The 10,700-nt window shown below is 48.4% G+C and carries 10 protein-coding genes; 3 read left to right on the top strand and 7 right to left on the bottom strand.

The window, feature by feature from the left end:
* The 3 genes from J4G07_22080 to J4G07_22090 all read left to right on the top strand — a co-directional run.
* A partial coding sequence (locus tag J4G07_22080; protein MCE2416674.1) for a PD40 domain-containing protein occupies positions 1-505 on the top strand: 505 nt, incomplete at its 5' end.
* A gap of 179 nt (positions 506-684) precedes the next feature.
* Entirely contained in the window at positions 685-1,509 is an 825-nt protein-coding gene (locus J4G07_22085; GenBank protein ID MCE2416675.1) for a sugar phosphate isomerase/epimerase, read from the top strand.
* Positions 1,510-1,675: 166 nt separating this feature from the next.
* Positions 1,676-4,372: a PIG-L family deacetylase gene (locus tag J4G07_22090; protein ID MCE2416676.1), complete on the top strand. Its 2,697-nt coding sequence runs from the start codon at positions 1,676-1,678 to the stop codon at positions 4,370-4,372.
* Positions 4,373-4,599: 227 nt separating this feature from the next.
* Here J4G07_22090 and J4G07_22095 read toward each other — a convergent pair whose 3' ends face one another.
* From J4G07_22095 to J4G07_22125, 7 genes are all read right to left on the bottom strand, one after another.
* On the bottom strand, positions 4,600-5,700 hold the full coding sequence (locus J4G07_22095; protein MCE2416677.1) for a Gfo/Idh/MocA family oxidoreductase: 1,101 nt from the start codon (positions 5,698-5,700) through the stop codon (positions 4,600-4,602).
* A 140-nt stretch (positions 5,701-5,840) separates the two neighbouring features.
* On the bottom strand, positions 5,841-6,521 hold the full coding sequence (locus J4G07_22100) for a hypothetical protein (GenBank protein MCE2416678.1): 681 nt from the start codon (positions 6,519-6,521) through the stop codon (positions 5,841-5,843).
* A 93-nt stretch (positions 6,522-6,614) separates the two neighbouring features.
* Positions 6,615-6,986 (bottom strand): hypothetical protein, encoded by a 372-nt coding sequence (locus J4G07_22105; protein MCE2416679.1) that lies wholly within the window; start codon positions 6,984-6,986, stop codon positions 6,615-6,617.
* A 1,121-nt stretch (positions 6,987-8,107) separates the two neighbouring features.
* Entirely contained in the window at positions 8,108-8,734 is a 627-nt protein-coding gene (locus J4G07_22110) for an FkbM family methyltransferase (protein ID MCE2416680.1), read from the bottom strand.
* Positions 8,727-9,314, bottom strand: coding sequence for a hypothetical protein (locus J4G07_22115; GenBank protein MCE2416681.1), 588 nt, complete (start codon positions 9,312-9,314; stop codon positions 8,727-8,729). The genes J4G07_22110 and J4G07_22115 overlap by 8 nt, the downstream gene beginning before the upstream one ends.
* Positions 9,262-9,531 (bottom strand): hypothetical protein, encoded by a 270-nt coding sequence (locus tag J4G07_22120; GenBank protein ID MCE2416682.1) that lies wholly within the window; start codon positions 9,529-9,531, stop codon positions 9,262-9,264. Before J4G07_22120 ends, J4G07_22115 begins: the two co-directional genes overlap by 53 nt.
* 698 nt (positions 9,532-10,229) lie before the next feature.
* Positions 10,230-10,700: hypothetical protein (locus J4G07_22125; protein MCE2416683.1), on the bottom strand; the 471-nt coding region annotated here is incomplete at its 5' end.

A 10,700-nucleotide genomic window follows, 5' to 3' on the forward strand; every position in this document is an offset into this window, starting at 1 on the left:
ACCGGAGCATAATGCGGGCAATTTTTTGCTCTATGTGATGACTGCCGATGGTGGAAGGTTGAGAAAACTGGCAGAGAACGCGTTATCGGGATGTACATGGTCTCCCAATGGCAAACAGGTTGCCTATGCTACTACGAGTTTTGGAAATAAAAAGAATATCCTTGTCATTGATATAGATGGGAATAACCTTCGCCAGCTGACGCGATTGGGCGAAGGCAGATGGGCAAGCGCTCCCGCATGGTCACCTGATGGACAATGGATCGCCTATGCTTTCAAAAGGATCGTCCGGGTACCGGGACCCGGTGAGATACTCCGCGTTGATGAAGTCTTTGGAGACAGTGCCATTCATCTCGTAAAGGCTGCAGGTGGACTCAGAGAACCCATTGAAGTAGCAAATGAGGTGTCACTGGATTTGTATCCAGCGTGGGTGCCGGAAGCATTCTTGCCCGTTTCACCGAGCACAGAAAAGCAAACAACGCTGTGGGGCAGGCTCAAGCAGCGTTGACGATATAGCAGAGGACGGCAGATTTAGAGTAGTGAGTGGCAGAGGCAGTGGCGAATGTAAAATCCGCGACAATCCGCGATTCAGACGATTACTAACCGGTAATCCATCAAAAAAGTGGATATTGCATGCCGAGTCATGCTATCATAGCGGGAACAAACATTCCCAATTGAGGTGATAAATTGAAATTCGGTGTATCCACTTATTCTTATTGGCATTTCAAACCTGAACGCGTGCCGATTGAGCACGTCATTGAGGAAGCCGCACGGCTCGAACTCGACGGCGTTGAAATCTTACATCAACAGATGGCATCGGAAGCGAATCCGTATCTCCAGAAACTGAAAAGGCTCGCTTTCATTCACGGACTTGATCTCTACGCACTCTCCATCCATCAAGGCTTCGTTTCGCCAGACGCGGCAACACGGCAAAAAAATATTAATCACACGATCCACTGCATCCGATTGGCACACGAACTCGGTATCCCCTCAATTCGCCTCAACTCAGGACGATGGGGCACTGTCCCCTCTTTCGATGAATTAATGAAAACCGAAGGGCAAGAACCGGCACTCCCCGGACACACAGAAAACGAGGCGTTTGAATGGGTAATTGCCGCCATCGAAAATTGTCTCCCGGATGCTGAAAAATATGGAGTCGTTCTCGGACTCGAAAACCATTGGGGACTGACATGCATGCCTGAAGGTGTCAATCGCATCGTCTCCGCCATCGACTCAGACTGGCTAAAGGTGACAATGGATTGTGGGAATTTCCTATCAGATCCATACCAAAAACTGGAACAGATTGCAGATGAAGCAGTACTTGTCCATGCCAAAACCTATTACGGTGGTGGCGAATGGTATACATTAGATTTGGATTATGCTAAGATTGGGAACATTCTAAAAGATGTCGGATTTCAGGGGTATATATCCATTGAATTTGAGGGGAAGGCGGATGCACACATCGGTGTCCCACAGAGCGTAGCAATGCTCCGCGCGCAGCTCCCTAAATAACATGAGTTCGATAAAGGGGAATTTTCAGTTTCTAACAAGCAGATATAATCCTGCAAATCCTTGAATCCTGTAAATCCTGATTCAGACAATTAACATCCCACATTACCGAATTTAAATTCTTAATCTTCGTACAGTTTGGGATCGCTTTTCCTTGGAGAATCTTCTCATGCACAGAAAAATCGTAGGACCAATTTTAGTTTTCGCATTGCTCGGAATAGTAGGATGGAATATGACAATGGCAGAGATAGGAGAAATGGCGGGCGCAACAAATGCTTCGGAAACATGGCGCGCTTTGCAACGCCTACAGACAACTGCCACTGTCCTACACACCGTCGCGCATCCTGACGACGAAAATGGTGCGTTGTTAACGTGGCTCAGCCGCGCACGCGGGGTCAGAACCGGATTATACTCAACGACACGTGGTGAGGGCGGTGCCAACCTCATCGGACCCGAATTATTCGACGCGCTGGGGATCGTCCGAACCGAGGAGCATCTCGCTGCTGTGCGCTACTACGGCATCGACCTCTTTTTCAGTAGTGCTGTCGATTTCGGTTATTCCAAACGCCTTGACGAAACCCTGGAAAAATGGGACTATCAGATGCTTTTGGAGGATATGGTTCGCCTCATCCGTCTCTACCGTCCAGATGTTATCATCTCTCGGTTTCAGGGCAATCGTCAAGACGGGCACGGACACCATCAGGCATCAGGCGTCGTAACTTTGGAGGCATTCCGTGCTGCGGGCGATGCGAATCGATTCCCGGAACACCTTTCCGAAGGACTACACCCGTGGCAACCGAAGAAACTCTATATCACGCGTTCCAGATGGCGGCGCAGTAATACCGAAACTCCTGATACACCCGTGCTAAAAATTGATACCGGTGAATATAACGCGCTGTTGGGACTCTCTTATGCTCAAATTGCACGTCAGGGGCTTAGTTTCCAACGGTCACAAGGTGTCGGTCAGACTCGCGCCGCCAAAGGGGCTGCCGTTACGGAATTGCGATTAGTGGATACAACTCTGACCGCTGAGAAAGGAAAATCCGAAGAGAGTCTCTTTGATGGGATTGACACGACCATTACGGATATGGCGAAGTTAGCGAATACATCTGCATTGGACGCGGAATTCACACAACTTCAGGAAAGCATCAATGCCGCAATCCGTGATTATGATGCCCGCCACCCTTGGACAATTGTTCCGCATCTCGCAAGCGGATTGAAAACAACTCGCAGCTTAATCGAGAACGTCCAGCGGATAGACCTTGATGACAACACTCAAGCGCATCTCCTGTTCCTGCTTCGGAATAAAGAACAGGAGTTTATGACTGCGGCAAGGGCTGCCCTCGGTTTGTCTTTAGAAGTACTGGTTCAACCCGCAGCGGAAAGCCGTTCGTCTGAAACCTTTAACGTCGCTATTCCCGGGCAAAAGTTTTCAATTGGGATGCGAATGGTGAATCCGAGTCCGGTCGCGGCTGAACTTATCAATGCCTCACTCCACACGCCTGACGGCTGGACTGCGAATCGTTCCGAAAAGAACGCGGATAGCGAAGGAATAATCCCTATACAGACGAACAAACCGATTTCTATTGTGTTCGAGGTGCAAGTGGTGCAGAACGCCGATTACACGCAACCGTATTGGACCCGCGCCTCTGAATACCACGATGCTGTCTATACATTGAAACGTCCAGAATTTCGTTTCCTGCCTTTCGCAGCCCCCGAAGTTAAGGGTGTTGTAACCTATCGCGTTGAGAGTGTGGACTTTACGGTGACGCAGCCCGCTCAAACCATTTCGATTAATAGACCGTGGGGGGAAAGACGACGGTTGCTATCGGTCGCCCCTGCTATCAGTCTATCTGTTTCGCCGCATATCGGTGTGATTCCAATCTCTGAACCCGATGTTGCAAGTGAGGAAACGACCTTTACTGCGACAATCGAGATGCTCAATAACGTAAAGGGTGAGGCAGAGGGGACACTTTCGCTCAAATTGCCAGACGGGTGGCAATCATCACCTGAGAACGCACCTTTCGCTTTTACGCACGAAGGCGCAAGCAAAACGTTTGCTTTTCAGGTATCTGCCAAGAATGTTGAAGCTGGCACAGACTACACAATTCAAGCAATCGCGAAGTATGATGGCGAAGAATATACGACTGGCTATCAGGCGATTGATCATCCAGATCTTGAACCGCGACACCTGTATCGTCCTGCTGTTATGACGCTGCGCAGCATCCCGCTCAAAGTCCCATCAAATTTGAGCGTTGGGTATATTATGGGCGTAGGCGACAGGGTGCCTGAGGCTCTACAACAGATCGGTATTGACGTGGAAATGCTCGACAGAGATGAACTCCGCACCGGTGATCTGAATCGATTTGACACGATCCTCGTTGGTATCCGGGCGTATGCCGTTCGACGGGATCTCATTGCCTATAACAGCAGACTCCTCGATTACGTGCATAAAGGTGGCAACCTCATCGTTCAATATCAGACCCCAGAGTTTGATGCGGCACCTTTTGGTCCCTATCCTTACACGATGGGCAGACGACCGGAGGAGGTCTCCGAAGAGGATGCACAGGTAACGATTTTGATGCCAGGCAATCCCATTTTCCACCATCCCAATCAGATTACAGCGGCTGATTTCGATGGGTGGGTCGAGGAGCGCGGTTCTAAATTCCTCACCGAATGGGACGCAAACTATCAGGCACTCCTCACATGCAATGACCGAGAGCAGGAGTCGCAACACGGCGGATTCCTCACCGCGAAATACGGACAAGGGACTTACACTTATGCCGCTTACGCCTTTTATCGGCAACTTCCAGCCGGTATAGCGGGAGCATATCGCTTGTTCGTCAACATGCTGGTGCTTCGGTAGGAGGGAACTCCGATTCCCGACAATATTAGTTATCGGCGATCAGAAACCTTCAGTGCTCAGCAAAGAAGGATTCTTTCCAAGAGCGGGTGAATTGTTACGAACACCCTCTTACCGACCGCCGACTGCTAACTGCCGATTGCCATTCTTGTAGGAGGGAACTCCGATTCCCAACATCTTGTAGGAGGGGAAACACCCCAGCAAAAACACTCTGGTTCCCGACTCTCACGCTAAGCATTTTCCCAAGGTGCCACATCGCCAACGGGCGGTGGTGCTGGGAAACGGCTTTCGACATCGATAGGTCTCCTCGCATCAGACGATTCGATGATCCGTTCACACACTTCTAATGCGTGCCGTGCTTGCGCGCCGTTACAACGCGGGTTCCGGTCAGATCTAATTGCATCCGCGAAATCCGCAACGCCTTTGCCCCAATCCAATCCCGTAAAGGCTTTCGGTGGCGAGGGTTCATCTTGCCATCGGTCTTGCGGTGTGAACTTTTGGATACCGCGTCCATCGTCGTGTGCTTGAAGCGAGAACCCACCTGCAGTGCCGTGGATTTCGTAAGGCGGAATCCCAGAAGCAACCGTGAAACTGTGATAGATGAGTCCGTGGGCTCCGTTCTCGAATTCGAGCACAGCGAATCCGTGATCCTTCTCATTCACCTCAAATTCAGTCCCTTTCCGCGGTCCTTGGTGCAGCATCCGTTTTGGGACTGCAACTCGTGCGAAGCCATGCACCGTTTTGACCGGGGCGATCATCGTCGTCATCGCAGTGAGCGGGTAAGGCGCGACATCTCGGAAGGGACCGGCATGCATGATGAAAGCGTCTGCGTTCGGGTGCCAGTGTTCCAACGGACCGCCGAAGTTGCCAATCGCGGAAATCACATCACCGATTTCGCCCTCACGAATCCGTTGCCAGACGTTCTGCTGAACATAGCCGAGAATCGCCGATGGCGCACATGCCAGTTTTAACCCCATCGCTTCCGCTGTTTCCACGAGTTCATTCGCCTCATCGGTTCGGATAGAAATCGGTTTCTCAGAGTAGACGTGTTTCCCTGCTTTCAGTGCTGCTAATGAAACCGGATAGTGAGAGATGTGAATTGTCAAATTCACAATCGCTTCTACATTCGGATCGTTCAGCACTTCCTCAAGTGATTTGTAGACGTGTCCGCCATTGCGTTCTGCCAATGCTGAGGCGCGTTCCGCATCTTGGTCATAGTAGCCAACCAATTCAATAAGATGTGGGTACGCTTGGCATCGTGGCTGGTAGCCTCCCGCCGCTATCATACCACATCCAACAATCACCGTCCGGAGTGGAGTCGTATTAGACATTCAATGTTCTCCTTGTTGTGTATCAATTTTATCACGATGTCCGAGATACAAAGTCTATCAGATTCAAGCATTCCTTTCAAGTCTATACTGTGAGTGAATCGGGATATTATAGTAAAATCCAAAAATATGTTTACAGTTTGTCAGGGAACAAACACCCCACCCCCGCTGGCGAGGATTGTATCCTCGCCCATCTTTGAGTGTATAATCCCTTTTCTATCTGCTAACTTCCTATCTTGTTCCTCAAGTGGACGATCAATGTGATCTGGTATCTCATCGTCGTATCCATACCATTTGGGTATATCTACAACGGAGTAGCAACCCGTCTCTTGTGGATCCTGATGTGCTAACATGTGTATAATCGTTTCTAAGTAAAGATCAGGGTATTTATCCATCCATGAGAGCAGATAGGAAGCACCCATTGGCGAAAGAATTGTTACATTATCACCTGCGCCCCGCAACCCCTTGTAGAGCTCTGGGCATTTTTCATAAACTTCAACAGTGTCACTATAAAGTACTTCATCACTATGCCAATAACGTACCTGAAGCATTTTGAAATCATCACTCGGTAGAAAGGATAAGAGATGGTTAAAATCGGAAATGGGCTGGCGGATATAGAAATCATCAATAAAAAGCATTGAAATGTGATGCGAGTCGCGTATCAGTTTTAGAACGGATCTAAAGCTCCAAATACACCCGAAGGATCCCAACCCAAAAGTATGAATATTCTCTAATTCTGGGAAACCGTCCTTTATAGCAGCCTCAGCCATTTCGTAGATATTCTCATATCCCATGCCGTCATGTGCCGAAAACCGATGAACCATAGACATATCCGTGCCGAGCTCTCTGAGGTGCCGCAGGAAAAACTCATTACGGTCCGTGCGTCTATCGAGATTGATATAATAAATGGCTTGATTTTAGTCTAATCTTTGTGCGACCGAGATTAAGTCTAATATATTGACATCTCCATCACCGTTAATGTCGGCTTCGCCTGGGGTTCCGAAAGCATTGGCAACGATGATCAGATCCAGGATATTGACGACACCATCGGCGTTCAGGTCAACGCTTGGCGGTTCGGGTTTCTGAGAGGATTGTGGGACTTCGGGGATTTTCAGATAGATCTCGCCGTCTAAATCTGGGATTTCATGCCAGTATTTCTCCTGCCTACCACTCTCGACACCAGAGACTTTCTCTATGAACTTGATATTATGTGCTCTACCAGAGCGGTTATAGACCGCCCAGCCGTTGGTGAACTCGCGAATAAACAGCCCTCTGCGGTTTTGGTACAACTCTGCTTTCTCGCCGACGGGTTGTCCGAGATCGGCATCCCAGAAGTCATACCAATATTCTTTAGAGTGGGTGTGGGCAAAAGTGTCATGCTGCTCCCTATGGATTATCCAATAGGCAGGGTTTCTATGGTAAGCTGCCCCCTGATAATCCAAATAAGTACTATCATGTGGATGGGGTTCATCAAGGAAATATCCATCAGAATGCGTCAGACTTAATGTCGTCAGACATCGCATACTCTGAAGATTTTCAGGACTCGTCGGCAACTGGCTGCCTATCCCTTCGGCTTTTAAGCAGTTTATACGGGGCTCCTGCAAGTGAGTCTCCATCTCCAGCAGATTCCTCTCAAACCATTTCATCGACTCATAACTGTAATTATCGGGTAAATCGGCGCGATAAGATTCTATGAAGATTCCATTGATATACGGTGCAGCTCTCGCTGCTGTTTCCCAAGTGCCGTTGACCAATATCAGAAGATCATCGCCGACCGCATCGCGGATACCTTCTAAGATGCGTGTACGTGCTGTCTGTTCTTCTTCAAACGTTCTATATCCACCCAGAATCACACCTGTTTCATCCCAATAATCTATAAAGATGCCGTCCCAGAGTCCGCTATTGGCAACTGCTATTGCTTGATTAACTATCGTCTCCTGGGCTTTAGGGTGTGTAAAATCAATCAGTAAATCTGTATAAATTTCTGGTGGAGAGCCAAGTATCTGCTCACCGTTTTCTCCGCGTACCCATGGAAAGTCATCACCATCATAGAGTCCAGTTAAAAACGGATGGTATGGATCGGTTCCCCTCATATCTATCTGAACTATAAGTATCATATTTGGATTTAATTCAAGGAGTTCGTCTCGTTGCCTCCTTGCTTCAACCCAATCACCCACAAGCTGAACCTCAGTCCCATTACGCTGAAAACGAAGTCCAAATTCCGGGGACCAAAACATATCGTGAAATGTTGTCATTTCTAAGTAAGACAACTCAGGGCGATTGACAAACCATTCTACCCAGGGAGCTGCGATTGATGGGTTACTTTTACCTTCAATCGCTTCTTGAAGGGTGAGGTCAGCGAACGCTACAGTAGTTAGAACAAAAATAAGTAGGGAGACAATTTTTCTTTTCATAATAAAATCCTTTCGTCTATAGCCAGAAGGTCCTCATTATCAAACGCTGTGTCGACGATTTTATAGTCGTGGTTTTCCAGAATTGAAATGAGGTTTCCCAAAACAGTATGGTAGTCTATCTGTATTACACGCGGACGGTGCTTGAAGGAATACGCTTCAAACACTTCATGCTCGGCACCTTCAACATCCACACGCAACAGATCTGGGGGTGCCTGTGTGAAATCAAAGAGTGCGTCGAGTGTGATACAATAGGTATAAAACGTTTTGTGAACATCAGTATCAATGAATAACACATTATTTGCGAGTGAACAGAGCCCTAAATCTTCTGAATTTTCAGGTAGGAAGGTTTCTATGCGTTCAACCCGATGCGTGCCAGCGATTGCCATGTTGAAATGATGACCCGGAATACCGAACTGAAGACCGTCTTTGATAACACAAGGACTTGGATCAATAAAGTATCCGTTCCACTTCTCGATGTCTGGGAAGTAAACTGGATCGGCATAAAGGTTCTCGCCTTTTTCCAAACGCTTTTGGTTTTCGGCATGCCAATCGTCTTCGAGTAAGTGCCGTAAGGCATACCCCGCTGCACCGATTTCATAGAAGACACCGCACTTCTTATTCATCTCGATAGGTTCCTGTATCCTTGATTTTGTTGACCTTCCCAATATCCGATTCACCTAACGGTGTGCCATACGGATACTGCCCTTCCCAGGCGTGCCGATCAAAACCGTTATAGTAATCGTTCTGCTCACACGTTTCGTCGTATGCGTCATAGGTGGAATAGACCCCGATTTCTGTCGTGTTGAGCTGTTGAAATAACGCAACCTCATAGGGTGCTCCGGGTAAATGTAAATCACAAGCCGCCTGCATCCAGCCGGCACCCGCAGGGGTCATCGCCAATACGCCGTCCCCCATTTTCGGCGTGCCGATCTCGATGGTGTTCGGTTCAATCACACCACTCGCAGGGAGACACTTACGCCGATAGGTCGCTTTGATGTTTTCCCTGTCGAGGGTATCCCAGAACGGGACATAGCCTTTAAACTGGAATAACATAAAGTCAGGGAGTTCATCGAAGAGTTCCTGTAGATACGGCAATCTCTTTTTCGAGTATCTATCAGCGAGCACATAGAGGTAAATGCCGTCGGGTTGCTCAGCGATATGCCGCAAAAGTCGTGAGATCGACCACACCCTGCCAATGTTCATCAATACCATCGTGGTATTCAAAGAAATCGAAACCGTCTGCTTTTGCTGCCGATATGATAGAGGCTTTCGAGTCGTATTTCATGCCGTCCATCGCATCGTGGAAAACAACCTGAGCAGGTGTCGCTCCCATGGCGTTCCAGACCGCACGCTGTGCGATCTGTAGATCCGTCCGGCGTTTGAGGTTAATGATATTTACCGATTTAATGGTGAGTCCCATCTTTTCAGCACCTCTCTTAAAAAGAATATTTTAGCGCATTTTGCACACTGTCGTCAAATAATACCAATTCTAATTATGGTCAAGAGCTTATTCAACACCAGAAAGAAGCGATACAAAAGACAAAAGAACAGATTAAAGAACTGAAAAGGGACGGGATAGACCCTGACGAATTCACCCAGCCGTTTATTTTCGATCCAACGCGATGAGATTCCCTTCTCTGGTGTGCCTTTTCCTTGACTATGGACTATGTAGGCAGAATAAGTGTTTAGCGTTTTCTATTTCTTTGAATATACGAGATAGGTTGCGCGAACAAGACAACTGAGGCAACTCGGAGTGAGGGCTCGTAGGTGAAACCTGCGTTGACTGCTGCTTGCGAACGTTCTTAAGATGCTGTGATATGTCGTGTCGCATTGCGTAGCAACCCATGCTGATGGCTGATCGCTAATTGCTAATCGCTAATTGCTAATCGCTATTATAAAACAAAACGGGGTAATGCCGCTAAGCATTACCCCATCTTGTGGTTAAGGTTAGTTCAAACAAATTTTATCCCTGAAATAACCTTGTTGTTGCTACTACCTATTGATTTGATGTCTTCAAGTCGCCCCACGTCGTCGTTGCTTTACCCGCAGCACTGACATGCCCTTTCAGGCGAATGCTGTTGGTCAGCGTCTGACGATTCCCATCAAGAGAGACATCCTCTATCTGATAGTAGTGTAGGTATAGAACTGCTTTTCACTGGTGGTGCCAGCACCCGCGATCATCGTTGCGTTGATAACTTTGAACTCGCCGTCGCGTTGCTGCGAACGCTTGATGAAGAATCCAGCGTTGTTCAGCTCGGACTGCGTAGACCAGGTGATTACAACTTGACCTGTCGCTTTATCACGAGCAGGACGGAAGTGTGAGAGTTCGACAGGCAACGCACCGCCAGCACGGAAGCCGGGGGTACCGACATCGTTCGCAGCACCGTAGTAGCTGCTCGCACGGATATGCGTCACTTGTGCGAAGCTCGTATCTGAGGCAAGTACCCATGAATCCATCATTGTGCCAGCTTCGGGTTCCACTGGACCGACAGAAACGGGAACGTGTCGATGGATAAGCGAACTACGTCCGCCTTCTTCACTCATCGGCAATGCCCACGCAGCAGCACCGTCAGCACCGAGGTTACCCAC

It is taken from the genome of Candidatus Poribacteria bacterium, assembly GCA_021295715.1.
Taxonomy (GTDB): Bacteria; Poribacteria; WGA-4E; order WGA-4E; family WGA-3G; genus WGA-3G.

Coding starts and splice junctions, on each gene's coding strand:
- J4G07_22090 (MCE2416676.1), top strand. CDS start 1,676: ATGCACAGAAAAATCGTAGGACCAATTTTAGTTTTCGCATTGCTCGGA.
- J4G07_22100 (MCE2416678.1), bottom strand. CDS start 6,521: ATGGTTCATCGGTTTTCGGCACATGACGGCATGGGATATGAGAATATC.
- J4G07_22115 (MCE2416681.1), bottom strand. CDS start 9,314: ATGAACATTGGCAGGGTGTGGTCGATCTCACGACTTTTGCGGCATATC.
- J4G07_22120 (MCE2416682.1), bottom strand. CDS start 9,531: ATGGGACTCACCATTAAATCGGTAAATATCATTAACCTCAAACGCCGG.
- J4G07_22095 (MCE2416677.1), bottom strand. CDS start 5,700: ATGTCTAATACGACTCCACTCCGGACGGTGATTGTTGGATGTGGTATG.
- J4G07_22110 (MCE2416680.1), bottom strand. CDS start 8,734: ATGAATAAGAAGTGCGGTGTCTTCTATGAAATCGGTGCAGCGGGGTAT.